Here is a 26,445-nt window from a genome sequence, read left to right as displayed (position 1 = left end):
ATTGCGGAATGGAACAGCACTATTATTGTCGGAAAAGATAGATAAGTTAAAATCCTACAAAAAAAGTTCCATCGGCTGTCAAATTTACAGCCAATGGAACTTTGATAATTTAATCAATTACACCTTGGCGTAATTGCGTCCAAATTTTGAATTGCGCTTGAGGCCTACAGAATGTAGGTCATGCAGTCGTTGCGAATCGAACAACGCAGGGTTCGATTTGCCGTATTTCTGCGTTCTTTGCAGAAATTAAGGCACTTGCCTTTCAGGACGTCGCGGACTTAGACTGCCCTCTTAAAACTCCCCTCAAAATTTGTGACATCCTCCAGGGGACTGCTAACTTACTTCAGCAAAGGTTTTCTGCTGAAGTAAGTTAGTTATTGAACAGCGCTTTTACTTGTGCAATGACATTTTCTTCAGTGAAGCCAAATTCTTTAATAACTGTTTCGCCAGGCGCACTTGCACCAAATGTATCGATGGCGATGATTGCACCTTCGTCACCCACATATTTATGCCAGCCGAATGAAACAGCCATTTCAATTCCAAGACGTTTTTTCACTGCTTTTGGTAGAACGCTTTGTTTGTAAGCTTCGTCCTGCTTCTCGAAGAGATCCCAAGAAGGCATAGAAACAACTGCTACGTCGATACCATCAGCGGCTAATTTCGTTTGTGCAGCAACAGCTAATCCTACTTCAGAACCAGTAGCAATCAAAATTGCATCCGCTTGTTCTTTCATAGCAGGTGAAACCGTGTAAGCACCTTTTTTAACGCCTTCCATTGCCAATTCACCCGATTTTGGTAGTGTAGGCAAGTTTTGACGTGATAGAACGAGTGCAGTTGGTGTGCTTTCTGATGACACTGCGATATTCCATGCAGCCGCTGTTTCATTCGCATCTGCTGGACGAATTACCGATAGACCTGGCATCGCACGAAGTGATGCTAGGTGCTCCACTGGCTCATGTGTCGGACCATCTTCTCCAACCGCTACACTGTCGTGTGTGAACACGTATGTGACAGGAACACCCATAAGTGATGATAGTCTGATTGCCGGGCGCACGTAGTCACTGAATACGAAGAACGTACCACCGAATACATGTAAACCACCGTGAAGCGCCATACCGTTTAACGCTGTCCCCATTGCAAATTCACGTACACCGAACCAGATATTACGACCTGAGTAATCCGTTGGAAGAAAATCACCTGCACCATTGATTGTTGTCTTGTTAGAACCAGCAAGGTCTGCGCTTCCTCCAAAGAATGATGGTAGCATTTTGGCAATCGCATTGATAGCATCACCAGATGCAGAACGCGATGCATGTGATGTACCTACTTCATACTTCGGCAATGATTTTTCAAAGTCTGCTGGTAGTTTGCGGTCAATCGCATCTTTCAACTGCTGCGCAAGCTCTCCGTGCTCTGCCTCATACTGTGTGAATAGCTCTGTCCATTGTTGTTCTTTTTGAGCGCCAAGTGTTTCAGCTGCTTGTTGGAACGTCTCGTAAACACCTTCTGGCACATGGAAATCTTCCTCAAATGTCCATTTGTAGTTTTCTTTTGTCAGTTTCGCTTCTTCCGAGCCAAGAGGCATACCATGTGCATCTGATTTTCCAGCTCTATTTGGTGAACCATAACCAATAACCGTTTTCACTTCGATAATTGTTGGACCACCTGTGTTTCCTTTTGCTGCTTCAATCGCTTGTGAAACCTCAGCAACGTCGTTACCGTCAGCTACACGAATATAATTCCAGCCATATGATTCAAAACGCTTACGTGTATTTTCAGAGAATGACATGTCAAGATCGCCATCAAGTGAAATATCATTACTATCATAAAGAACAATTAATTTATCCAATTGTAAGTGTCCTGCAAGAGAAATAGCCTCTGCCGCAACACCTTCCATTAAATCACCATCACCACAAAGTGCATACGTAAAGTGGTCAACAACGTCGAAGTTCGGTTTATTGTATGTAGCAGCAAGATGTTTTTCTGCCATCGCTACACCGACTGCCATACCAATTCCTTGCCCAAGTGGGCCCGTAGTCGCTTCAACACCAACTGTGTGGCGATATTCTGGGTGACCAGGCGTTAAAGAGCCCCATTGTCTAAACTTTTTAAGCTCTTCCATTGGAAGACCATAGCCACCTAGGTGAAGCAGGCTATAAAGAAGTGCTGAACCATGCCCTGCCGAGAGGATAAAGCGATCACGGTTGAACCACTGCGGATTTGAAGGATTGTGATGCATATGTTTTGTCCATAGTGTATAAGCCATTGGTGCTGCGCCCATCGGTAATCCTGGATGCCCCGAATTTGCTTTTTCAATTGCATCAATGGATAGTGTACGGATTGTATTAATAGCTAACTGATCAATCTGTTGAGTCATTGTATACTTCCTCTCCCGTAAAATCTATTTTTCTACAACTCCTAGTTTAGACAATTTGCGCAATGATTGCAAAGGTCAGTTTAAGTATTTGCTATTGCGAGCTTGTTTCACCTTTTCCGGTGTCACATCATTGCCATCAGGATCGATTATTTTCACCTGTTCAATTGTACCACGCATAGACGACCTGAATGTTTCCAAGTATTCCTTGCGCAGAAGCGTTTGCTCCTTGGCTTCTTCTATTGTTAAGCCAGTCGTTTTTGATTTTTTTGAAAGTTCGTTAATACGGTTCATTTTTTCCGATAATAGCATTTGACTTCCTCCATTTTATTTCGTGAATACATAAAACGTATACAAAAAGAGCAGAAAGTGCAACCAATCAGCCTTTCTGCTCCAATTCATATTCTTTAAAACGACGATGGACAGTTGCTTTACTAATGTCGTGCCCAAGTCCTTTTAACACATCTGTAATTTCTTCATAGGTGAGTCCTTTCGCCCGAAGCGCTACAATTTCTTGGACAGGTACCTCCAAACGTTCACGACCTTCTGCGTTACCCCTATTTCTCAAGTTACGCTCTGGTCGATAGCCTTCTCGCACTGCGCGTTTCATTCCTCGCCTAATTTTGGCATTATGTAATTTGCGTTGATATTCCTCGACAATCGCTAATATTTCAAGCAACATTGTGTCCATTTCGTTCAACGCAATGGGGCCGTTATCATTCCGGGAATAAATAGCCGTATTCGTTTTCGCTAGCAGATGCAGTACAGCCATCCGAGCATTTCCACGCCCCAGTCTCGTTTCATCCTGTATTAAAACCGCATCAACCTCTTCATCGCGAATAAAATCTAATAAACTAAGTAACCCTTCACGCTCAATGTCAAAGCCACTATGTTTGTCCTTAAATACGTCTAGCACATACAGACCAAGTTCAGCTGCTAACTTGTCGAGCTCTTCCTCTTGCCGTACTAGTGATACTTCTTGTGTATCTTTTTCCGTACTGACGCGACAATAGAGCACACATTTCTGTTGTTTAATCACCGACCATCACCCGCTAGCTGTGTTATCGGTTGAAGGTCCTCCACTGTTTCAAAGATCGGCAATACCAACTCTTCTCCGGTTTTGATTGTCACAGTAGGAAGGTCATTTAACCGCATTACTTCTTTCATCCATTGATCCTTGGATATATTTTCTGCATGATGAAGCGCGAGTCCCCAAAGCGTATCACCCTCCATCACAGTAATTTCAGTTATCGTGTGTTCTTTTACAGATTTCGTAGCGCCTATAATTGCAAATCCCATACATAAAAAGATAAGAAGTAAAATATAGCTGTTATTTTTAATAAAAGTCATGATAATCCTCCTCTAGAATGTTTGTTCGGAATACTTGTTCTTAGTATAGAAAATAAAAAAACAAATGTCAATACTTTTTCAGAACCTGTGTTTGCCATTTGTTCGCAATGCTGATATACTGAACATATTGAAATAAGACGACTGATCGTGACTCGCTTCACGTCTTTCAAAAATGAGTAGAATATGAGCTGAGAGGTGAACGGAATGAAAAAAATTTCGAAGAGGCAGGAAGATATTTTGTCCTTCATAAAAGCTGAAGTAAAGAAAAAAGGTTATCCGCCATCCGTAAGAGAAATTGGCGAGGCTGTTGGTCTAGCATCTAGTTCGACTGTCCATGGGCATCTTGCACGATTAGAAAGTAAAGGTTTCATTAGACGAGATCCTACAAAACCAAGGGCTATCGAAATTCTTGACCCGGAAGGCCTAGAAGCGATGAAACCAGGTGTTCTCAACGTTCCACTAGTCGGTAAGGTGACGGCTGGTTTGCCAATTACTGCAATTGAAAATATTGAGGAGTACTTCCCATTACCAGAATCATTTGGGACAACTGAGGACAAACTCTTCATGCTTGAAATTGTCGGTAACAGCATGATTGAAGCCGGTATTTTAAACGGTGACCATGTAATCGTCAAGCAGCAACAAACTGCGCAAAATGGAGAAATCGTTGTGGCGATGACTGAAGAGGAAGAAGCAACGGTGAAGCGTTTCTTCAAAGAAAAAGATTATTTCCGTCTTCAACCTGAAAACTCTTCAATGGACCCAATCATCGTTGACAATGTATCTATTTTGGGAAAAGTAGTTGGTGTCTATCGTTATATCCACTAAACGTAAAAAGCTGCTCCCTTTACATGGGAGCAGCTCTTTCTTTTGTTTTGTTGAGTATTATAATGATAGTTTGTTCAATTTACCGTTCAATCAATCCTTCTATTACTAGCTTCTCGACGGAGGACAGCACCGCTGCCTTTACATGCTCATAGGTCAATCCACCTTGCACATAGGCTGTATACGGCGGTCTAATCGGACCATCAGCTGTCAGCTCGATGCTGGAGCCTTGGATAAACGTTCCCGCCGCCATAATGACATCGTCCGTGTAACCAGGCATATACGACGGCTCTGGTGCATAATGCGCATTGATGGGCGAGTTAGCTTGAATAGTACGACAGAAAGCAATCATTTGGTCGGCATTGGCAAAGGATACAGATTGGATTAAATCCGTTCTTTTCTCTGTATAATGTGGCGATGTCGTCAGACCGAAGTCTTCGAGAAGAGCCGCCGTAAATAAAGCACCCTTCACGGCTTGGCTAACAACGTGTGGTGCAAGGAAAAAGCCTTGGTACATCTCTAACAGCGTATCTAGCGATGCCCCAGCTTCTGCCCCTAGTCCTGGGGACGTCATGCGGTAAGCGCATTGCTCAACGAGATCGGCACGCCCAGCTATGTATCCACCTGTTCGCACAAGTCCACCACCGGGGTTTTTAATAAGCGACCCCGCCATTAAATCAGCACCTACTTGCATCGGCTCTTTGTCCTCGACGAATTCCCCATAACAATTATCGACGAACACAACAACATCAGGATTAATCGCCTTTACTTTACGTACCATTTCACTGATTTCATCCACCAAAAAGGACGGTCGATCTGAATAACCTTTCGACCGCTGAATTCCAATCATTTTTGTTTTACTATGCATATTTTTAGCAACTGCATCAAAATCAACAGAGCCATCTTTATTCAAATCAATATGCTTATACGTAATGCCATAATCTTGTAGAGAACCAGTATCTTTCCCTTTACCTGCTACGATAGATTCCAATGTATCATACGGTTTCCCTGTAATATACAGCAGTTCATCTCCTGGGCGCAAAATGCCGAAGAGACTGATAGAAATCGCATGTGTACCTGAAATAATTTGATTGCGCACAAGGCAAGCCTCTGCTCCGAAAACATCAGCATAAACCTGTTCCAGCACATCACGACCGCTATCATCGTAGCCATAACCCGTAGAGCCAGTAAGATGAAAATCACTTACCATATTTTTACGGAACGCCGCAAGCACTTTCCGTTGATTGTAAAAGGCTATTTTTTCAACTTCTTTAAAAAACGGAGTTAGCTTTTCTTCAATTTCTTCCGCTTTTGCAAACAGAAACTCATCTTGTTCTTCCAACATCATGTTAATTCCTCATTCCGTAAAATAGTCACTTCATTATCTTATCAGTCTGTCCGTGTAGGTCAACGATTAAGGATGTTTTAGTAATCAATTAACCCCATTCGGTAGAATGCTGATGCCAGAACTCACAAAGCAATCGAGCCTCGGCGTGATTGCGTCCGGAGGCTTTACCGCCCCCACTGAATGGATGCTGAATAAAGTAAAAAAGCAGAACCAGGAGGCTCGCTCCTAATTCTGCTTTCTCGCATTACTCTTGGTCTTTCAAAATCACTGGTTTCGCTGGGACGTAAGTTGAAATCGCATGTTTGTAAATCAATTGCTGTTTGCCGTCTGTTTCAAGTAAGACAGTATAATTGTCATACGATTTAATAAGTCCTTTCAATTGAAATCCATTGAGTAAAAATACCGTTACAAATGTGTTATTCTTTCGTAACGAGTTTAAAAATGTTTCTTGCATATTCCCCTGTGCCATACGCAGAATCCTCCTGTTGGTGTGCTTATATTTCTCCTGCTCCCCTTACCTTATTCGCTTTCCATGCTCAAAATCCTGCACAATTGTCAAAATACCCCGAATAATTTCTGTAGTCCCCAATTGTGCATCGAACCAATCCACCTCTAGCTTGTTACGAAAATAAGTCATTTGGCGTTTGGCATAATGACGTGTATTTTTTTTGATTAATTCAATAGCCTCTTCGAGCAACAGTTTTCCTTCGATTGTTTGATGAAGTTCTTTATAACCAATTGCTTGAACAGATTGCACATTCCGTATGCCTACATCCCATAAGCCCTTCGCTTCAGCGAACAATCCATTGTCCATCATGATGTCCACGCGGCGATCAATTCGCTCGTACAGCACGTCCCGGTCCATCTCAAGCCCGATGAGCAGATGATTGTAAAGAGGCGCATGACCTGCATTCTCTTCGTGGGCTCCTTTTGTTTTACCTGTCACTTCAATAATTTCAAGTGCGCGTACAAGTCGGCGATGATTATTAGGATGAATTTTTTCAGCACCTGCTGGATCGACAGACAATAGTTTCGCATAGAGTGCATCAGCACCTTGCTCCGCCAATTCCTGCTCCAATCGTTCCCTCACCGCAAGATTCGCCGCCTCTTCTGTAAAACGGAAATCATACAGCACGGATTGCACATACAAGCCTGTTCCCCCTGCAATTATCGGCGTTTTCCCACGGTCCTGAATATCCTTTATCCAATGACGTACAGCGGTTTGATATTCAGCTACCGAAAAGGGCTCGTCCGGTTCTTTCACATCAAATAAATGATGCGGTACGCCATCCATTTCCTCGACTGTAATTTTTGCGGTGCCAATATCCAGCTTCTTATACACTTGCATCGCATCGCCATTAATGACTTCCCCACCAATAGCCTTGGCAAGCTCTACGCTTAAAGCGGTTTTCCCCGACGCTGTCGGTCCGACGATGGCAATGACTTCTGGCCTCTTGCTCATCGTTTTTCCATCCAATTGACCACCGCCTCAAACACATCCTGACGATTGTTTTCATTGAGCATTTCATGTCTACCACCTTCAAATAACATCACCGTCACATCTTCAATACCCGCACGATCATAATGCTGCGCTGCATTCCAAACCCCTTTTCCATGATTACCCACGGGGTCCTCAATTCCTGAAAACAATAATATCGGCAAATCTTTAGGAATATTGTTAATTTCATCGGAAGCGTGAACTTTCCCGACCCCTTCAAACAAATCTGCGAAAAATCGCGTCGTTGGGACAAAACCGCAGGCAGGATCCGCTTCATATTGTGCAACAGCCTCCGGATTATTCGATAACCAGTCGAATGGCGTTTTCCGGTTTTGAACGGATTTATTGAAGCCGCCAAACAATAGCTTATTCAAAAAATGATCTGGTTGGTCGAAACCATTTTTCTTGCCATTAACATAAGCTGCGAGCTGCCCTGCCAAACGACTCACACCTGGGTTTCCACCTGTACCCGAAAATACCGTAAGATCCACTTCTTCGCCATGCAATTGCACAAATCTACGTGCTACAAACGAGCCCATACTATGTCCGAATAATATAAAACGATTTGACGGATGTTGTGCACGCAGCGCTGTTATAATTTCATAAACATCTTGTACAACCCGCTCAAAGCCGCCTTGATCTGCAAAGTGCCCGAGTGTGCCATTCAATTCAACTGTTCTCCCATGTCCGCGGTGGTCATGCCCAGAGACGATGTAGCCCTGTTCCGATAGAAAATGTGCAAACTCTGCGTATCTACCAATATGTTCAGCCATCCCATGCAACAAATGGATATGCCCTTTTGGCACACCAGCCGGCTGTAAGATGAACGCATGGATTGCAAAACCGTCCGACATTTCCATTGTCAAGTCCTTCATAATCATCCTCCGTCCTATCGTCTTCACATGACACGTTTAAACATTTTCTCAAGTTCGTATGTGGTGAAATGAATGAGTACAGGTCGTCCATGTGGACAAGTGAATGGATTTTCACATTCCTCTAAATCATGCAACAGCCTTTCCATATCCGCAACTGTCAAATAATGATTAGCCTTAATGGAGCGTTTACAACTCATCATAATCGCAGCTTCCTCGCGAAGTTTGCCAACATCTATTTTACGTTTTTCCAATACTTGTTCAATGAGTTCTTCAATAATCTCCGTTTCTTGTCCTTCAGGAAACCAGGATGGATATTCCTTTACCGCATAAGAGGCTGATCCGAACTCCTCAAGAAAAATACCAACATCGTGAAGAAGCGTGGCGTTTTCCTCGATTTTCGTCTTATCATCTGCCGAATAATGAAACATCATTGGCAGCAATAACAGCTGGCGTTCTTCATGATCCGGCTTCGCTAATTTATCTCTAAAAAACTCATATTTTATCCGTTCTTGTGCAGCATGTTGGTCAATCATAAAGAAACCATCTTCGTTTTGTGCCACAATATACGTCCCGTGCACCTGCCCCACTGGAACGAGTGAGGGAAACGCTTTTTTCGGTTCGCTTACCGGTCGTTCAGTAGTAGGCGGTGCTTCATTGACCGTCCAAAGGGGTTGTTCACTCTCAACCTCCGTTTCCAACGTTTCATAGGGGTGATAGACAGTGGGTGGCACTGACTCTGTCTCGATCATCGGTGGGTTCTCTTGCACTGGCAACGATTTAACTGGTTGGAATGAATCCCACATATTCACTTGCTCTGACTGGTTCTTTTTGATGGGTTCTTTTTTAATCGCATCTGGCACAATAACCGTTTTCTTAATGGCTTCTCGCACCGCTTCTTTAATGAGCGTCAACAGCTCACCTTCCTTACTCATACGAATATGCTGTTTGGAAGGATGAACGTTAACATCCGTTAAAAAAGGGTCCCCTTCAACATTTATGACGGCGACTGGGGCACGTCCAATTGGTAAATAAGTGTGAAAAGCATCCAACACGATATGATTCACTGCATGACTCTTCACCCATCTACCATTAACAATTAACGTCATATAATTTTTCGATGCGCGAGTCATTTCTGGTAATGTCACATAGCCATGTACGCTGTAATCTGCATTAGCACCTGAAAACGGGACCATTTTCTTGGCGACTGCAATGCCGTATATATCAGATAGCACGCGGCGTTGATCGCCATTTCCAGAGGTTTGTAGCAATACCTGACTCTGATGCGAGAGCTTGAAGGCAATCGACGGATGGCTAAGGGCGAGTCGGTTGACGAGGTCAATCGTATGGCCTAGCTCCGTTTGGATGGTCTTCATATATTTTAAACGTGCAGGTGTATTGAAAAATAATTGAGATACAGTGATGTCCGTCCCTTTACGAAACGCTGCGTTATCATGCTTCGTTAAACGCCCGCCATCTAACTGGACTTCTGTTCCAGACGTTTCTCCATCCGACGTCCACATACTAATTTTAGAGACGGAAGCGATACTGGCGAGTGCTTCTCCTCGAAAACCGAGTGTGCGGATGCGAAACAAATCATGATCATTGGTAATTTTACTCGTTGCATGGCGTTCAAAGGATTGGACTGCATCCTGCCTTGACATCCCTTTCCCATTATCAGTCACGCGGATGGATGTTAAACCGGCTTCTTCGAGTGCAATTTCGATGACTGTACTGTCCGCATCTATCGCATTTTCAACAAGTTCTTTGACAATGGATGCTGGACGTTCAACGACTTCACCTGCCGCAATTTTATTCGACAACGTATCATCCATCACTTTGATGATATCCATCCGACTCACCCTTTCTATCAATTACGCCTTGGCGTAATTGTGTCCGGATTTTTTCGAGCTTGCTCGAAAATCTCCATTAAAAATCCGTGACATCCGCCGGAGGCTTCATCTGAATTCAGCAGCGTTGAACTACTACTGAATGAAATTCCCTTACATTCATCTCATCACTTATTGATACGGGATCTTCCGCTGGATTCAGATGAACTAAGCTTTTCTTTCATTTCATAAATATATTGGAATGCTTGAAGTGGCGTCATATTCAGTACATCATAACTCTCCAAAGCTTCGAGCACTTGCTGCTCTACTGCTGAGTGTGTTTGCACCGGCAGCTCTTCACTTGATAAATCAAAAAAGGCAAGTTGCTGCGGTTCTGTGGCTTCTGAGACTACTTTGTCTGTGCTTTCAAATGTAGAGAGTAAATTTTTTGCCCGTTCCAGCAACGGTATTGGAAGACCTGCAAGTTCAGCAACGTAGATTCCATAACTTTTATCAGCCGGACCCGCCATTACTTTGTGAAGAAACACTACTTTACCATCCTGCTCCATTGCGGCGACATGCACATTTTCCAAACGACTTAGCTCTTGATCCAAATTCGTTAGTTCATGATAATGTGTTGAGAATAATGTATTGGCCCCAATTTCATGATGAATATACTCCATCATAGCCTGTGCAAGTGCCATGCCATCGTAGGTTGATGTCCCACGTCCGATTTCATCGAACAATAAAAGACTTTTCTCCGTTGCATTGGCAATTGCATGTTGCGACTCCATCATTTCCATCATGAATGTACTTTGACCCGAGGCTAGGTCATCTGCGGCCCCGATGCGGGTAAAGATCTGATCAGTTACAGGCAATAATGCATGTTCACAAGGCACATAACAGCCAATTTGTGCCATAACAACTGTTAGGGCTACTTGGCGCATATACGTACTTTTACCAGACATATTTGGCCCCGTAATAAGTAGCATATTCGCTTGCTCCGTTAATTTACAGCTATTTGGTACATAAAGTGAATGATCCATCATTTTTTCAACAACGGGGTGACGTCCGTTTTTAATTTCCAAAGCAATGTCTTCATGAAATATCGGCTTCACATAATTACGTTTTTCCGACACTGCCGCGAAGGATAACAGCACATCCAGTTCACTGAGAACACTTGCAAGGTGTTGAATTTTTCGAATATGCGTTTTCATAGCATCACGGACGGTACTAAACAGGCGGTATTCTAACTCCTGCCCTTCCGCCTCTGCATTGAGAATTAAATCTTCCTTAACCTTCAATTCAGGTGTTATGTAACGTTCTGCATTGGCGAGCGTTTGCTTGCGTTCATAACGCTCTAAGTCAGCAAGGTGAATATTGGATTTCGTAATTTCGATAAAATAACCAAATACCCGATTATAACCAATTTTCAACGTTTTAATACCTGTCCGCTCACGCTCTTCTCGCTCAAGTTCCGCCAGCCATACCTTCCCATTTTTCGAAGCATCTCGATATTGGTCAAGTTTGGCATCATAGCCATCTTTAATAACGCCGCCTTCTTTTACAGATAACGGTGGATTTTCGGCTATCGCTGCTTCGAGCATTGTCAACGCTTCCTCACAAACATCAATACGTTGTGCGAAATTATTCAATAATGGTCGCTGTGCCTCCTGCAATAAGCGCTTGACCTCTGGTACACGGCGCAAGGAGTTTCGCAATTGCGCCAAATCCCTACCACTGGCGCTTCCCATCGAAATACGCCCAGCCAATCGTTCCAAATCATAAACTTCCTTCAAATTCGTTTTCAGCTCATCACTGAGGAAAAATTCCTCCATTAGCTCAGTGACGGTATCCTGACGATTTTCAATAGCTGTTTGCTGTGCAAGTGGCTGGTGAATCCACATTTTCAGCTTACGCGCACCCATCGCTGTCACGGTTTCATCCAACAGCCAATAAAGCGTGCCTTCCTTTCCATCATTTCGGATGGATTGGATTAATTCAAGATTGCGCATGGAGTTGGCGTCGATGGAAAGTTTCTCCTGCTTTTCGATAAATTCAAAAGGTCGGATGTGGTCGAGTGCCGTTTTCTGCGTCCTTTTAATGTAGGATACGAGCATCGTACACGCTTCCGTTACAATCGCAGGGATATTGCCAAACAACTCCGACGTCTCGCTCTGTTCATCGCTATGTTCAATGGATAGCACAATATTACGCTTCGCCATACTATCGCTAAGTGTGATATGTAGCCTTTCACCGACAACAATCTCCCTCATCCCGAGCGCCTCGATTTCCGCGATTAACGACCGTTCATCCCCTTCAACGCGTTCCACCTTACCTTCTCCTGTTGCGAGGTCAAGATAAGCAAGCGCGTAATGGTCGTCATCTAAACTATCTACGGCACCGATGAAATGATTTGTGTTCGCGTCAATCATTTTCCCTTCTGTCATTGTACCGGGTGTAATAATTCTTACGACTTCTCTTTTCACAATGCCTACTGCCGTTTTCGGGTCCTCTGTTTGTTCACAAATCGCTACTTTATGCCCTTTGCGGACGAGCGTTTCAATATAACCGGCAGCCGAATGATACGGCACGCCACACATTGGAATACGCTCACGCCCCCCTGAGGCATCGCGGCTCGTTAACGTAATTTCAAGAATTTGAGATGCTTCTGTGGCATCCGTAAAAAATAGTTCATAAAAATCGCCAAGCCTAAAAAATAAAAATGCGTCTTCATGCTGTGCTTTTACTTGTAAATATTGCTGAATCATTGGTGTATGTGCTGTCATTTATATACCCTCACTACAGTTACTTTTTCTTTTAGTATACCAAAACCGAACAGCGAAGAGTTCGCTTTTGCGAGATTTTTGCGCTCTTTGCAGAAATCTCAGCAAAAAAAAGCCGGAGTGTTTGCCGGCTCTTAAAAGGATGGTGCATCTTTCCCTCTCGGGTGATCATGTCCGGGACCGTGGCCAGGTCTACCTTCCTGTCTAGAGTCCTCTCGTTTTTCCTTCCGATCGCTATGATTATGATTGTTCTCATGGTGAATTGATGACGATTCATCACGATAAGGCCATTCCTCTTCAAAATTATGCTGCTCATGGACCAGGACGCAAATTTTCGTTTCCCCGATAACCTCCGCGATTAATTCACGTTCAACAGTAATGATGAAATTTTCACCGTTATCCGAAATAATCGCTTCTGTACAATTCGGATGCTGAATGACGTTTATGATGATTTCTTCATGGTTGGATGTTGGCTCATCACGATAATGTAGACGAATCCGCTCTTTGTATGTTACACATTCTGTGAAAACGGATGTTTTGGAATGATCTTGGTGAGAATACCAAACGTTGACATCGAATTTACCCGTCACTTCAATGTATTTACCAACCTTTTTTGCCTGGTGCGTATGGTTGATGACCCAACATCCTAATATACTTGTTGGACTATGTGGCGGCTTTAACGTCACTTTCATTTCAGTCCGCTGCTTCCCTTTTGCAATAATCGTCCTCGCTACAATCTGGCGTAAATTTTTCAGCTTAACTCCTCCTCCATTCGCTTCAATCCATCTTATGCAACAGAAGCCCAGAGAGTGAAAAAAATCGGCAGAAAATTTTCTCTGCCGATTTGTTCGCTGAAATATGCACTTACTTCTTAAAGTTATAGCTTATCATATGTTGTATTTTTGATATAAGAGCCTGTTTCACCGCGTGTTACATCGCCACCAGTTGCTCTCATAATTTCATCCGTTACACCGTTGGCAATCGCACTCGATACGAGCTGTAACAAATCATTAACGTCCATCTGTGATTGCTTGAATTCCTGAACAATCGGTACTTCATCAATTTCAGTTTGGATTTTATCAATTTTACCTTCAATAATATTCATTGCTTTTTCTTTGCCGTACTGTTGGAAATTGACCGCTTGTTTTTGTAAAGATTTCAAGCTCGCAATATTTTCACGTACTTTCGAATTTTCATTGATTTGCGCCTCTGCACGTTTGTAAAATTCGACTTCTTCCGTATTTGCGATCATCATTGCAATTTCATTCGCTTTTGCGACAATCTCATCTTTTGTATATAACTTTTCCATTAGCTCATCACCTTATCCTTTTCTACGACACCGATAAATTCACCGTCGAGTGACCATGTTTTGGCCTCTGTTATTTTGACATTCACTAGTTTCCCAATGACTGATTGTGGTGCTTTAAAATTGACCAATTTATTTTTTGCCGTGTACCCTGCAAGTACTTCTGAATTCTTTTTGCTTTCCCCTTCGACGAGCACTTCAACGATTTGATCTTTGTAAAGCTTCATCGCTTCTGCTGACCCATCATTTACAAGCTTATTCAGTCGCTGCAATCGTTCTTTTTTCACGTCCATCGGCACATTGTCCACCATTTTGGCAGCTGGTGTTCCTTCACGCGGTGAGTAAATATATGTGTACGCAATGTCGAAGCCGACTTCTTCATATAATGACATCGTCTCTTCAAACTGCTCGTCCGTTTCATTTGGGAAGCCGACAATTATATCCGTCGTCAATGTAACACTCGGAATCGCTTGTTTTATTTTGCGTACTAGTTCTAAATAATGCTCACGTGTATACTTTCTAGACATAATTTTCAAAATATCACTTGAACCTGATTGCACTGGTAGATGAATATGATCCACCAGATTACCGCCTTTTGCAAGTACTTCAATCAAATGGTCATCGAAATCACGTGGATGACTCGTTGTAAAACGGATCCTAGCAATATCAATTTTTCTTAAATCATTCATCAAATCGCCAAATCGGTAGTCCACATCCTCAAAATCCTTACCATACGCATTGACGTTTTGACCTAGTACAGTAATTTCTCGGTAGCCCTGCGCTGCCAATTGGCGTACTTCCTGGATAATATCCTCAGGTCGTCTGCTGCGCTCTTTTCCACGTGTATACGGCACGATGCAATACGTGCAAAATTTATCGCAGCCATACATAATATTGACCCATGCTTTAATGTTCCCGTGGCGCACTTTTGGAAGGTTTTCAATAATATCCCCTTCTTTTGACCACACCTCAATAACCATTTCTTTGGAAAGATACGCTTCATGCAAAATATGAGGCAACCTATGGATATTATGTGTACCAAAAATCATATCCACTTGGTCATAAGTCTTCAAGATTTTATTAACAACCGATTCTTCTTGAGACATACAACCACATACTCCGATAAGCACATCAGGATTTCGTCGCTTGAGTGATTTCAAATGCCCTAGTTCTCCAAATACTTTATTCTCCGCGTTTTCACGAATCGCACAAGTATTAAGTAAAATAACATTGGCATCTTCAACAGTGTCGGTTATTTCATAGCCCAGACCTGTAAAAATCCCCGCCATCACTTCTGTATCATGTTCATTCATCTGACAGCCGTATGTACGTATATAAAATTTCCGACCTATTCCCATATCGCGAAAGCGTTCGTCGATTTGGAAATCATCATGATAAGCGATTTCTTCTTTTCCACGCTTTTTCGCATCTTTCAACGAAGGTGGTGTATAGACTGTTTGGAAATATTGACTATAATCCTTTTCCTTTACTTCTGGTTTTACTGGTACCGCATTTAAACGCTGTTCTTCATTCATAAAAAAAGTCCCCTTTCCTACGATTCCTTAGGAATGTGATCAATTACGCTAAGGCGTGATTGCATCCGTCGGAGGCTTTATCTGAATTCCGCCGGGAGTTTCTGTAGCCGAACGCAGATAAACATATGCTTTCATTATACTGAATTGTAGACAGACTGTACAAGATAAGCTTCCTTTGTCGGTTGTTTGTCACAGGTTCAGATTTTTTCAATTATAAAAGACCACGGTAAAATTTGCTCTCCGTGGTCTCTATTCTTGAATTTCACTTCATTAGCGTGTACGTTTTTCAACGAGTAATTTCAATGCTGTACGTCCCTCACCGTTAATCTCGATATCAGTAAAAGCCGGTGCGCAGACGAGATCTCCACCACTTGGTGCTACGAATCCACGTGCAATGGCAATTGCCTTTACCGCCTGATTCAAAGCACCTGCGCCAACCGCCTGCATTTCTGCATATCCCTGGTCCCGGATAACTGCGACAAGTGCTCCTGCAACTGAATTTGGATTCGAGCGAGATGATACCTTCAATGGATTCACCATTATTCCTCCTTATTGTCCGATGTCTATGGAATGGATATCTCCATAAACTATCCTATGAATCGGAGGTGGTGTTTAGACGCGAATCATCCTTTGAACGGACGGTCATCATTAATGCTCACACGCTCGACCGTTAATGCTTTTCCTGTTTGATTGTCCAGTTCAACGAAAAGACCATTCAACTGGGTACGTCCATTTTTAGGTACCTCAAAGCGGACAGGCATATTGGTGCGGAAGCGGTAAATAACATCTTCCTTTTTCATCCCTAAAATTTCATCGTAAGGGCCCGTCATGCCGGCATCCGTCAAATAGGCTGTTCCACCCGGCAAAATGCGTTCGTCCGCTGTTTGGACGTGTGTATGCGTTCCTACGACGACCGATGCCTTGCCATCTAAATGCCAGCCCATCGCAATTTTCTCACTCGTCGCTTCAGCATGAAAATCGACGAATATAAGCGGTGAAATCTCCTTTGCTTCGGCCACTAGCTCATTTGCTTTTTCAAATGGATCACCATGTGGCGGCAAAAATGTCCGTCCGTGTAAATTAATAACGGATAATGTCACACCATTGCGCGAAACCGTCGTCATCCCTCTACCTGGTGCTTCATCCGAAAAATTCGCCGGACGAATTAAATAATCCGTTCCATCGATAAAATCATAAATCTCTTTTTGGTCCCAAGTATGATTACCCATTGTGACAACATCTACCCCAGCACGCAGTAAATCATCAAAGATTGCTTTCGTAATCCCTCTACCCGACGCTGCGTTTTCACCATTTGCAATGATGACATCCGGGCTATATTTGCGCTTTAGACGTGGCAAATAATCGAATAACATATCCCTTCCTGGTGAACCTACGATGTCTCCTATAAATAATACTTTCATGCACTGTTCTCTCCCAATCAATTACACCTCGGCGACATCCGCCGGAGGCTTTATCTTCGTTTTGTAGGGGTACGAACACCCACAAAACGAGAAGTATAATATATATTCCCCCACCTCTTATAGAGACGGGATTCTTTGCAAAATGAAGATAAAAAGAGACTTCCGGACCGAAGTGCACGGAAGCCCCCTTTTTTATATTTTCGTCTAGACTCCAGGCGCCAACTCCTCGGAGGCTCACAGGATGTGAGTTACACAGTCGTTGCCGCAGGACGCGGCGAATTTAGACTGTGTCCCTTGAAAGTCATTTTGTTGTGATGGCTGAAGTACGCCATCCTCGCAAACCGTCTTATGCCTGTCGGAGCTAGACGGCGTCCTACGCTTTTGTATATTTATTTTGCGTATTCGACCGCTCGTGTTTCACGAATGACCGTTACTTTAATATGTCCTGGATAATCGAGTTCTTCTTCAATTCGCTTGCGGATATCTCTCGCAAGACGGTGCGCCGTAATATCATCAATCTGATCTGGTCGAACGATAATTCGAACTTCACGTCCTGCCTGAATTGCAAATGATTTCTCTACGCCGTCATACGATTCTGAAATCTCTTCAAGTTTCTGTAATCTACGAATGTAGTTTTCCAGTGTTTCACTACGTGCACCTGGTCTTGCAGCTGATAAAGCATCTGCCGCTGCGACAAGTACCGCAATAACCGATGTCGCTTCTGTATCCCCATGATGGGATGCGATACTATTAATGACAACCGGATGTTCTTTGTATTTCGTTGCTAGCTCCACGCCAATTTCAACATGGCTACCTTCAACTTCATGGTCAATCGCTTTTCCGATATCATGTAGAAGTCCTGCTCGTCTTGCGAGTGTTACATCCTCACCAAGCTCGGCAGCTAACAATCCTGCAAGGTAAGCGACCTCTGTTGAATGCTTCAAAACATTTTGACCATAGCTTGTACGGAAACGTAGTCTACCTAAAATTTTGATAAGATCTGGGTGTAAATTATGGACGCCGACATCAAATGATGTTTGCTCTCCCGTTTCACGGATAAGTTCATCCACTTCACGCCTAGACTTATCAACCATTTCTTCAATTCGAGCTGGGTGAATACGTCCATCTTGCACAAGTTTTTCTAATGCGAGACGTGCCGTTTCACGACGTACTGGGTCGAAGCCTGATAAAATAACTGCTTCTGGCGTATCATCAATAATTAAATCAATGCCGGTTAAGGTCTCAAGTGTGCGGATATTACGTCCTTCACGCCCGATAATGCGACCTTTCATTTCATCGTTCGGTAAGTTGACAACCGACACGGTTGTTTCAGCAACATGATCCGCTGCGAAACGTTGCAATGCGAGTGAAAGGATTTCACGTGATTTCTTATCCGATTCTTCCTTCGCACGTTGTTCTGATTCTTTCGTCATAACAGCGATATCTGTAGCAAGTTCTTGCTCCACTTCACTCAGGATAAGCCTTTTCGCTTCATCTCTTGTGAGGGATGATACTCTTTCAAGTTCCGTTTTTTGAACGGCAACAAGTTCTTCCGCCTTGCGTTCCATCTGCTCGATATGCTGTTGTCTTCCGGTTAGCGTTTCTTCTTTACGCTCCAGACCTGCTTCTCTTTTGTTTAGAGCATCATCCTTGCGGTCATGATTTTCTTCCCGTTGTAAAAGGCGGTTTTCCTGTTTTTGCAGTTCCGACCTTCGTACACGGACCTCTGATTCCGCTTCAATTCTCAGTTTGTGAGTTTCATCCTTCGCTTCTAGAAGTGCCTCTTTTTTCATAGCCTCCGCTTCACGCTTCGCCTCTTCGACGATTTGCTCCGCAGTATTTTTGGCACCCGTCACTTTTGAATCATTCACGTTCTTAATAACAAAATAGCTAACACCAGCACCGACAAGCAGACCGACCAAAACGGAGATGATAATTTCTACTAACATTTAGGTCACCTCCTCCTGTCTTTCTTTCATTTTCAGTCGGCTCGTATATCCACATGCAACATACTGCCAAAATCAGTTTAAGGGTATTCAATTATACAATTCTAATTGTATCCGTGTAAAAATGACATGTCAAGGTTTCACAGGTCATCGGTATGCATTATTACACAAAGCAAAAGTCAATCTTCCCTTTATAAAAAGGATGATTGACTTTTGCTTTGGCTTTGACTTATTCTTTTTCACCAAGAAGTAGTTCTAGTTCTTCATCTTCGTCGTCTTCGTCATGTCCCGCAATAACATAGTTTGCATTTGCAAGACCATAAGATTCACGAATTTTGTTGGAGATTTCCGCACGAATCGCAGGATTTTCCTTCAAAAATTGTTTTGAATTCTCGCGTCCTTGTCCAAGTCTTTCTCCTTCATATGAAAACCATGAACCACTCTTCTGGACAACTTCGAGTTCGACACCAAGATCGATAATCTCACCTTCTCTAGAAATCCCTTCTCCATACATAATATCAACTTCTGCTGTACGGAACGGTGGTGCCACTTTATTTTTTACGACTTTAATTCGCGTCTTGTTTCCAACAATATCGTTGCCCTGTTTAATCGCTTCACCCCGGCGTACATCGATTCGAACGGAAGAATAGAATTTCAGTGCACGTCCACCTGGTGTTACTTCGGGGCTTCCGAACATTACGCCTACTTTTTCACGGATCTGGTTGATAAATACGGCGAGTGTATTAGACTTGTTAATCGCTCCAGAAAGTTTACGTAAGGCTTGTGACATAAGACGAGCTTGCAACCCAATGTGTGAGTCACCCATCTCTCCTTCAATTTCCGCTTTTGGTACAAGTGCAGCAACGGAGTCGACAACAATAATATCAACAGCACCACTTCGGACAAGTGCTTCAGCAATTTCGAGCGCCTGCTCACCCGTATCTGGCTGTGAAAGAATTAAATCATCAATATTCACACCTAATTTACGCGCATAAATCGGATCCAGTGCATGCTCTGCATCGATAAATGCTGCTGTTCCGCCATTTGCTTGTACTTCTGCAATCGCATGAAGGGAAACTGTCGTTTTACCAGAGCTTTCAGGTCCATAGATTTCGATAACACGACCCCGTGGATATCCACCTACACCAAGTGCTGCATCGAGTGCAAGAGACCCTGATGAAGATGTTGAAACTTCTAGATTAGTCCTTTCTCCAAGTTTCATAACAGACCCTTTACCGAATTGCTTTTCAATTTGTTTTAACGCCATGTCTAAAGCGGCTTTACGATCGCTCAATTTATTTCCTCCCTCAAAATGATGTTCTGTTTTTAAGTATATTGCAGATGCCCTGCGCTTTTCTTACTTTCTCTACTATACTCCGTTATTCAAAAACATTCAACTAAAAAGCGAACATTTATTCGAAAACTTTTTATAAATCTACGTTTTAAATGAGAATAGAGCGCATATTTGATTTTTAATTGAGAATAGGAGGCAAAATTTAATTTTGACCTTTATTTTCATCTAGCTGTTGAATGAGATAATAGAGCGCAAATCTTGCGGCTCTTAGACGATTGGTATTTCTGGAGCCTGATAGGAATAATTTATAGGTTACAGGTTCTTCTTCTTTGAAGCGAATACCAATCCAGACAGTGCCGGCTGGCTCTCCATCATGCGGCGAAGGACCCGCTGCGCCTGTAAGACCAATACCGATATCCGTTCCAAACTTACGTTGGATATTGAGTGCAAGTGCTGCTGCACATTCTTCACTCACAATGCCAAATTCATCGAGCAATGTCGGATCGACACCGAGCTGAGATATTTTCATTTGCTCATTGTAAACGACAATTCCACCCGCTAGTGACGAGCCTATTCCTGGCTCATCGGCTAATTCCGCCATGAACAAGCCAGCTGTCAAACTTTCTGCAGCCGCAATCGTCCAACCATTTTGAATGAGCAATTTCGCAGCTTTAGACGATAGTGTTTCATCATCTACTCCGAAGATGAATTCTCCGACAACCGCCCGAATTTCTTCCTCCACTGGCGCAATTAATTGTAAAGCCTCGTCTGTCGACTGCGCTTTTGCAGTTAAGCGTAATGTCACCGCATCAGCTGTTGCCAATGGCGCGATTGTTGGGTTGGTCTGCTTCTCCAAAATAGCATGTAAGCGAAATTCAAGCTCCGCTTCTCCAATACCGTAAAATTTCAAAACGCGTGACGTAATGACATCCTTATTTCCGGTAGCCCCCAACAAATATGGAATCGCTTCATCCGTAAACATCGGCTTCATTTCATGCGGTGGGCCAGGCAATAAAATATAACGAACACCATTATGTTCTACCACCATTCCAGGAGCCATTCCCTTACGGTTGGCTAACACGGTAGCCCCTTTTAAAACAAGTGCCTGCTTCTTATTATTGTCCGTCATCACACGTCCACTACGTTCAAAATACTGTTGAATATAGCGAAGTGCTTCCTCATCACTCACTAATGTCGTATCAATATGCTTGGCGATTGTCTCTTTCGTCATGTCATCCTTCGTTGGCCCAAGCCCACCCGTAAAGATTAATATATCCGCACGTTTCCTTGCAATATCAATGACTTCATCTAGTCGAGCAGGATTATCACCAACAACCGTTTGATAATAAACATCGATGCCAATTTCTGCAAGCTTAGATGAAATGAATTTAGCGTTCGTATTTGTAATTTGACCGAGCAAAAGCTCAGATCCAACCGCAATAATTTCGGCTTTCATGAATAGACATCCCCTTACATTGACTCAAGCAATACACGTCTATTTTTATAGAAATAATCAAAACCTGACCAAATTGTAAATAGAAGCGCAATATAAAGCATAATCATGCCGAATGGCACTCCGATCGATTCGAAAAAGATGTTATTCAATAACAGTGAAACGATGGCAAGTATTTGTGCAGTTGTCTTAATCTTACCTAACTGGTTCGCTGCTACTACTTCACCGCCACCAGCAAGGATCAGTCGCAGTCCTGTCACCGCAAATTCGCGACTTATAATGATAATGACAATCCATGAAGACACTGTTCCCAGCTCTACAAGAATAATCAATGCAGCTGATACTAATAATTTGTCGGCCAATGGGTCTAGAAATTTCCCCATATTCGTGACCAATCCATGTTTCCTTGCAATATAGCCGTCCAACCAATCTGTTATAGATGCCACAATAAAAATAAGTCCGCCAATCAAATGGCCTGTCAGCATTTCAGTGCCTGCTACTTTGACAGTGCCAAAACCGAAATCCACAAGCATGAACACCATAAAGACTGGAATAAGTAGCACTCGAGATACTGTAATTTTATTTGGTAAATTCATTCAAAACACCTATCCTTTCAAAGAAAATAGTCATCTTGGATAGATGACTATAATTCTTTCTTGTATTCAATAATAATATTTTGTGTTACAAGGTCCGTTTCATATTTCAACAGTTCCCCATTGACGAAAATTTCGGTAGACTGTGTGCGTCCTACACGAATTCGCACAGATTCTGTATCGGAAACGTCCATTTCTACCGTTCCTCCAGCCCTCATAATGTCGGCTTTCGGTACCATCCGTTCTTTCTTGGCACTATCTAATACACCAATCCAAGAATCTCCAGACGTTTTAATTTCAAGGATGAACGTCTCTGCTCCTGTCAATGCATATGTTGACGTTTCTCCATTTGTACTTTCATAAACGAGCGACTGCTGCGGTTTTTCAATCTCCGGATCTGGTTCTTCATCAATCGGATCCACCTCATCATCATCAGCAGCATTATCGGGATCTGGCTTTGTAGAAGTTGGTTTCTTTTCAACCGTTACCGGTGGTTCTTCTTGTTCAACGTTGAAGTTCTGTTTATTTTTATCCGCACCTTGTTGATAAAGGAACCAAAAAGCAACAAATATGACAATAATAAATAATGCAACAATCACTTTTGGCATCGCTTCATTTAATCGGTTACTGCTTTTCAAGCCCCTTTTCCGCGTCATTGTAGGCGAGGAAATTTGTGGCTTCTCCTCTTCCAAAATAGTCGAAGGAGAGCTGTCCTTATACAACGCTAGCATTTCATCGGCATTCAATCCGACTGCCTCTGCGTACTGCTTAATAAAAGCACGGACGTAGAAAGCCCCTGGCATCATACTATATTCTTCGTTTTCGATACCTGAAAGGTACCGTTTTTGTATTTTGGTTATGGACTGTAAATCGTCCAATGTAAATCCTTTTGCTATTCTCGCCTCTCTGAGACGATCACCTAATCCTGTCACTAAAAACACCTACCTGTCAGAAGTTAAATAAGCCCGAACCACCCATTGTCCCTTGGTCGGACATCATATGGTTTTTTTCCATCATATCATATGTAATTTCCTGATCTGGGTCGGTCCTTAGTTCAATAATATAGTCAAAATCTTCAATATCATATTCGGAATGCTGTACAAACATGTCTGGGTGTTCCACCACTTTTATGGTAGGCATTCGCATCATCTCCCGAACAAGTTGCATATGACGCTCGTCCTCCGCCCGACGTGTCACAATACCATCCAAAATAAAAATATTATCCTCAGAAAACTCGTCACCCATCAAATTATTCCGGACCGTTTGCTTAATCATTGTAGAGGATAGAAAAATCCATTTCTTATTCGCACAGACACTTGCCGCAACAACCGATTCCGTTTTCCCAACACGTGGCATCCCACGAATACCAATCAGCTTATGGCCGTCTTGTTTAAATATTTCCGCCATGAAATCAACCAAAATCCCCAGCTCGCTACGAAGAAAGCGAAATGTCTTCCTTTCATCTATATCACGTTGAATATAGCGACCATGCCGAACCGCTAAAATATCACGTAACTTTGGCTCTCGGATTTTCTTTACCTGAATCGTATCCATCGTCGAAGCAATTTGCGCAAAACGTTCAATCTGGTCATCATTATCTGTTCGTAATAACATTCCGCGATGGCCACCATCCACACCATTAATCGTGACAATATTGACACGCAACATTCCCAGTAGCGAAGAAATGTCGCCAAGAAGACCAGGACGGTTTACTTGGACTTCGTATTCAAGATACCATTCACCCATCCGAAACACCCCTTTTGTTAGTAGGACGCACAATAAGCAATATAGTTCTATATTAACGGATATAGTTCATTAAGAAAAGGAAAAAAGAAAAAGGGAGAATTGGGCCAACAGGGAGGAAGGATTGAACTACATCCTTCCCCGTTGGTTACTCAGAGGGGAGGGATTGAACTGCATCCCTCCTTGTTGCCGCAGGACGCGGCGAACTTAGTCTGAGTTCTACTGCCCCTCCCTTCGTTTCTTCACATATACCAACCGCCATTTACTTTTATGATGTCACCCGTAATATAATCTGCTTTGCCACTTAGTAAAAATTGGACAGCTTCCGCGACATGATTAGGTGAACCTGTCGTCATCAACGGTATTTCGTCGATGACCATCTGCCGTTCATCTGTTGGAATAGCATCATTCATACGGGTTTCAATCCATCCTGGTGCTACTGCATTGACACGTGTTCCTGCTAATGCAGCCTCTTTTGCATAGGCTTTAACAAATGCGTGCTGCGCCCCTTTTACGGCAGAGTACATGACTTCACCAGCCGCACCCGTATCACCCCAAATCGAACCGATGAACACAACATACGAGGTGTCCAGCTGACGTAGCTGGGCGGATACTAAGCCAATAAATCTTGCTGGATTTCGAACATGGACTTTCCATAATGCATCCATGTCCTCTATAGTCGTTTCTGTCAGCAGCTTCAACATAGACTGCCCATTCGCAACAACAACAGCAGCAATTTGTCGAACTTGCTTCGCTAGCACTTCTGCACCGTCTTCTGAACCAAAATCTGCCTGCACAACTTGAAAATCCGCCTCCGGATAGGCTGCGCATAATTTCTCCTGCAATTTATCCGCTTGCAAAGCATTTTCATAATAATGAAGATACAGTGACCAACCAGCAGAGGCTAACTCGTGACAAATCGCCTCGCCAATTCCACCTGATGCTCCGAGTACAACACAGTACTTCTGCTCCATCATCATTCAGCTTTATTAGCAGGTACAACCGTAAACACCGAATGCCCACTACTATTAGAAAATGTTTGGAAAGCCTCTTGTAAGTCGTCGATTGTCAATTTTTCTAACGTCGGCACAACATCGAATAAATTCATTTCATTAAATGCATAACGCGTAAACTGGTTCGCGATAAATTCCGGTGAATTCAATGAACGCATGAATTGCCCAATCTTCTTCTTACGCATCCGATCCAATTCCGTCGCTGTAATCGGCCAATGATCCACTGCATCCTGCACTGTTTTACGAACTGCATGTTCCAGCTCCTGTGGCTGATCTGTATCCGAACCAACCATCGCAAAGCCAAAACCGTTTTCAAGTGTGAAATCATAGGAAAATGACTCATCAATAAGCCCCTCATTATAGGCTGCAGTATAAAATGTCGACGTTCGACCGAATAATAAATCCAATACAAGGCCCGCCGACAGCTCGTGAACAAGCATCTCTTCCCCAGCCAAATTTGTTTTGTTACATTTCATACCCATATTAAATTTCGGTTTTGAAATATCCATCGCCAATGTGCGCTCAGTACTGGCAACCTCATCACCTTCCGTCGGGAAAACGCGAACAATTTCTGCCGGTTCGTCAAAGGTTTTCGCATCCTGATTCTGTTTGATAAAAGCCATCATCTCTTCAGGATCAACCGCACCTACAACAAATAGCACCATATTAGACGGATGATAAAACGTTTCATAGCATTCATATAAATGCTCTGCTGTAATATCTTGAATCGATTCAACTGTTCCCGCGATGTCAATTTTCACAGGATGCTCATGATATAAGTTTTCAATGGTCCCAAAATAGAGCCGCCAATCGGGTTCATCGTCATACATCGTTATTTCCTGGGCAATAATGCCCTTTTCCTTGTCTACCGTCTTTTCTGTAAAATACGGCTCTTGTACGAAGTCGAGAAGGATTTCCGTATTGTCGTAAAGCTTATCTGTCGCAGAGAATAAATAAGCCGTTCGCGTAAACGACGTGAACGCATTAGCAGATGCCCCGTTGACACTAAACTTTTGAAACACATCGCCATCTTCTTTTTCGAACATTTTATGCTCTAAAAAATGAGCAATCCCGTCTGGAACTGTTACTTCTTCTTTTTTGCCCCGCGGGATGAATGTCCTATCAACGGAGCCATATTTCGTTGTAAACGTCACAAATGTTTTTGAAAATCCTCGTTTCGGCAAAATATAGACATCAAGCCCGTTCGACAGTTTTTCATTATATAAAGTTTCCTGTAAGGTATCAAAATGGATTTTCTTCAT

General features: G+C 42.9%; 24 protein-coding genes. 1 reads left to right on the top strand and 23 read right to left on the bottom strand.

What is annotated here, in order from left to right; genetic code table 11:
• Window positions 1–370 precede the first annotated feature (370 nt).
• The 4 genes from tkt to yneA all read right to left on the bottom strand — a co-directional run bounded on the left by tkt (window position 371) and on the right by yneA (window position 3,724).
• Entirely contained in the window at window positions 371–2,377 is a 2,007-nt protein-coding gene (gene tkt / locus R2B77_RS04335; protein ID WP_203246304.1) for a transketolase, read from the bottom strand.
• A gap of 75 nt (window positions 2,378–2,452) precedes the next feature.
• Window positions 2,453–2,686: a DUF896 domain-containing protein gene (locus tag R2B77_RS04330; RefSeq protein ID WP_203246303.1), complete on the bottom strand. Its 234-nt coding sequence runs from the start codon at window positions 2,684–2,686 to the stop codon at window positions 2,453–2,455.
• 67 nt (window positions 2,687–2,753) lie between these two features.
• Window positions 2,754–3,410 carry a YneB family resolvase-like protein gene (locus R2B77_RS04325; RefSeq protein ID WP_322555653.1) on the bottom strand — a complete coding sequence of 219 codons (657 nt, stop codon included), beginning with the start codon at window positions 3,408–3,410 and terminating at the stop codon, window positions 2,754–2,756.
• Window positions 3,410–3,724 (bottom strand): cell division suppressor protein YneA, encoded by a 315-nt coding sequence (yneA, locus tag R2B77_RS04320; RefSeq protein ID WP_203246301.1) that lies wholly within the window; start codon window positions 3,722–3,724, stop codon window positions 3,410–3,412. The genes R2B77_RS04325 and yneA overlap by 1 nt, the downstream gene beginning before the upstream one ends.
• Window positions 3,725–3,928: 204 nt before the next feature.
• On the opposite strand from yneA, the gene lexA reads away from it, so the two are divergent.
• Window positions 3,929–4,549: a transcriptional repressor LexA gene (lexA, locus tag R2B77_RS04315; protein ID WP_203246300.1), complete on the top strand. Its 621-nt coding sequence runs from the start codon at window positions 3,929–3,931 to the stop codon at window positions 4,547–4,549.
• A gap of 79 nt (window positions 4,550–4,628) precedes the next feature.
• On the opposite strand, the gene R2B77_RS04310 is transcribed toward lexA, so the two are convergent.
• From R2B77_RS04310 to yfmH, 19 genes are all read right to left on the bottom strand, one after another.
• Complete coding sequence (locus R2B77_RS04310; RefSeq protein ID WP_212391095.1) at window positions 4,629–5,894, bottom strand: methionine gamma-lyase family protein; 1,266 nt, start codon at window positions 5,892–5,894, stop codon at window positions 4,629–4,631.
• Window positions 5,895–6,138: 244 nt separating this feature from the next.
• Window positions 6,139–6,363 (bottom strand): RNA chaperone Hfq, encoded by a 225-nt coding sequence (gene hfq / locus R2B77_RS04305; protein ID WP_203246299.1) that lies wholly within the window; start codon window positions 6,361–6,363, stop codon window positions 6,139–6,141.
• A gap of 45 nt (window positions 6,364–6,408) precedes the next feature.
• A complete protein-coding gene (gene miaA, locus R2B77_RS04300) occupies window positions 6,409–7,356 on the bottom strand; it encodes a tRNA (adenosine(37)-N6)-dimethylallyltransferase MiaA (protein ID WP_203246298.1) in 948 nt (315 codons plus the stop codon).
• Window positions 7,353–8,267: an alpha/beta hydrolase gene (locus R2B77_RS04295; RefSeq protein WP_203246297.1), complete on the bottom strand. Its 915-nt coding sequence runs from the start codon at window positions 8,265–8,267 to the stop codon at window positions 7,353–7,355. Before R2B77_RS04295 ends, miaA begins: the two co-directional genes overlap by 4 nt.
• A gap of 23 nt (window positions 8,268–8,290) precedes the next feature.
• Window positions 8,291–10,117: a DNA mismatch repair endonuclease MutL gene (gene mutL / locus R2B77_RS04290; protein WP_203246296.1), complete on the bottom strand. Its 1,827-nt coding sequence runs from the start codon at window positions 10,115–10,117 to the stop codon at window positions 8,291–8,293.
• A gap of 164 nt (window positions 10,118–10,281) precedes the next feature.
• The gene (gene mutS / locus R2B77_RS04285) at window positions 10,282–12,882 is read right to left on the bottom strand and encodes a DNA mismatch repair protein MutS (protein WP_203246295.1); all 2,601 of its coding nucleotides are present in this window, start codon (window positions 12,880–12,882) and stop codon (window positions 10,282–10,284) included.
• A gap of 131 nt (window positions 12,883–13,013) precedes the next feature.
• A complete protein-coding gene (cotE, locus tag R2B77_RS04280; protein ID WP_232843400.1) occupies window positions 13,014–13,571 on the bottom strand; it encodes an outer spore coat protein CotE in 558 nt (185 codons plus the stop codon).
• Window positions 13,572–13,756: 185 nt separating this feature from the next.
• Window positions 13,757–14,188 carry a RicAFT regulatory complex protein RicA family protein gene (locus tag R2B77_RS04275; protein ID WP_203246294.1) on the bottom strand — a complete coding sequence of 144 codons (432 nt, stop codon included), beginning with the start codon at window positions 14,186–14,188 and terminating at the stop codon, window positions 13,757–13,759.
• Window positions 14,188–15,720 carry a tRNA (N6-isopentenyl adenosine(37)-C2)-methylthiotransferase MiaB gene (gene miaB / locus R2B77_RS04270; RefSeq protein WP_203246293.1) on the bottom strand — a complete coding sequence of 511 codons (1,533 nt, stop codon included), beginning with the start codon at window positions 15,718–15,720 and terminating at the stop codon, window positions 14,188–14,190. Before miaB ends, R2B77_RS04275 begins: the two co-directional genes overlap by 1 nt.
• A 270-nt stretch (window positions 15,721–15,990) precedes the next feature.
• Window positions 15,991–16,257, bottom strand: a complete 267-nt coding sequence (locus R2B77_RS04265) for a stage V sporulation protein S (protein WP_203246292.1) — start codon at window positions 16,255–16,257, stop codon at window positions 15,991–15,993.
• Between the two features lie 86 nt (window positions 16,258–16,343).
• The gene (locus R2B77_RS04260) at window positions 16,344–17,141 is read right to left on the bottom strand and encodes a TIGR00282 family metallophosphoesterase (protein ID WP_203246291.1); all 798 of its coding nucleotides are present in this window, start codon (window positions 17,139–17,141) and stop codon (window positions 16,344–16,346) included.
• Between the two features lie 389 nt (window positions 17,142–17,530).
• Window positions 17,531–19,090 carry a ribonuclease Y gene (gene rny / locus R2B77_RS04255; protein WP_203246290.1) on the bottom strand — a complete coding sequence of 520 codons (1,560 nt, stop codon included), beginning with the start codon at window positions 19,088–19,090 and terminating at the stop codon, window positions 17,531–17,533.
• Window positions 19,091–19,316: 226 nt separating this feature from the next.
• Window positions 19,317–20,381, bottom strand: a complete 1,065-nt coding sequence (gene recA / locus R2B77_RS04250) for a recombinase RecA (RefSeq protein WP_203246289.1) — start codon at window positions 20,379–20,381, stop codon at window positions 19,317–19,319.
• 202 nt (window positions 20,382–20,583) lie between these two features.
• Window positions 20,584–21,837: a competence/damage-inducible protein A gene (locus tag R2B77_RS04245; RefSeq protein WP_203246288.1), complete on the bottom strand. Its 1,254-nt coding sequence runs from the start codon at window positions 21,835–21,837 to the stop codon at window positions 20,584–20,586.
• Between the two features lie 14 nt (window positions 21,838–21,851).
• Window positions 21,852–22,430, bottom strand: a complete 579-nt coding sequence (pgsA, locus tag R2B77_RS04240; protein ID WP_203246287.1) for a CDP-diacylglycerol--glycerol-3-phosphate 3-phosphatidyltransferase — start codon at window positions 22,428–22,430, stop codon at window positions 21,852–21,854.
• A gap of 47 nt (window positions 22,431–22,477) precedes the next feature.
• A complete protein-coding gene (locus R2B77_RS04235) occupies window positions 22,478–23,359 on the bottom strand; it encodes a helix-turn-helix domain-containing protein (RefSeq protein ID WP_203246286.1) in 882 nt (293 codons plus the stop codon).
• 16 nt (window positions 23,360–23,375) lie between these two features.
• On the bottom strand, window positions 23,376–24,173 hold the full coding sequence (locus tag R2B77_RS04230; RefSeq protein WP_203246285.1) for a DUF3388 domain-containing protein: 798 nt from the start codon (window positions 24,171–24,173) through the stop codon (window positions 23,376–23,378).
• Between the two features lie 239 nt (window positions 24,174–24,412).
• A complete protein-coding gene (gene ymfI, locus R2B77_RS04225) occupies window positions 24,413–25,147 on the bottom strand; it encodes an elongation factor P 5-aminopentanone reductase (RefSeq protein ID WP_212391091.1) in 735 nt (244 codons plus the stop codon).
• The gene (gene yfmH / locus R2B77_RS04220) at window positions 25,147–26,445 is read right to left on the bottom strand and encodes an EF-P 5-aminopentanol modification-associated protein YfmH (protein WP_203246283.1); all 1,299 of its coding nucleotides are present in this window, start codon (window positions 26,443–26,445) and stop codon (window positions 25,147–25,149) included. Before yfmH ends, ymfI begins: the two co-directional genes overlap by 1 nt.

The sequence above is a fragment of the Sporosarcina beigongshangi genome, from assembly GCF_033485195.1.
Taxonomy (GTDB): Bacteria; Bacillota; Bacilli; order Bacillales_A; family Planococcaceae; genus Sporosarcina; species Sporosarcina beigongshangi.
Note: the sequence above shows the minus strand (reverse complement) of the source record. Positions and strands in the feature narration are given on the sequence as shown.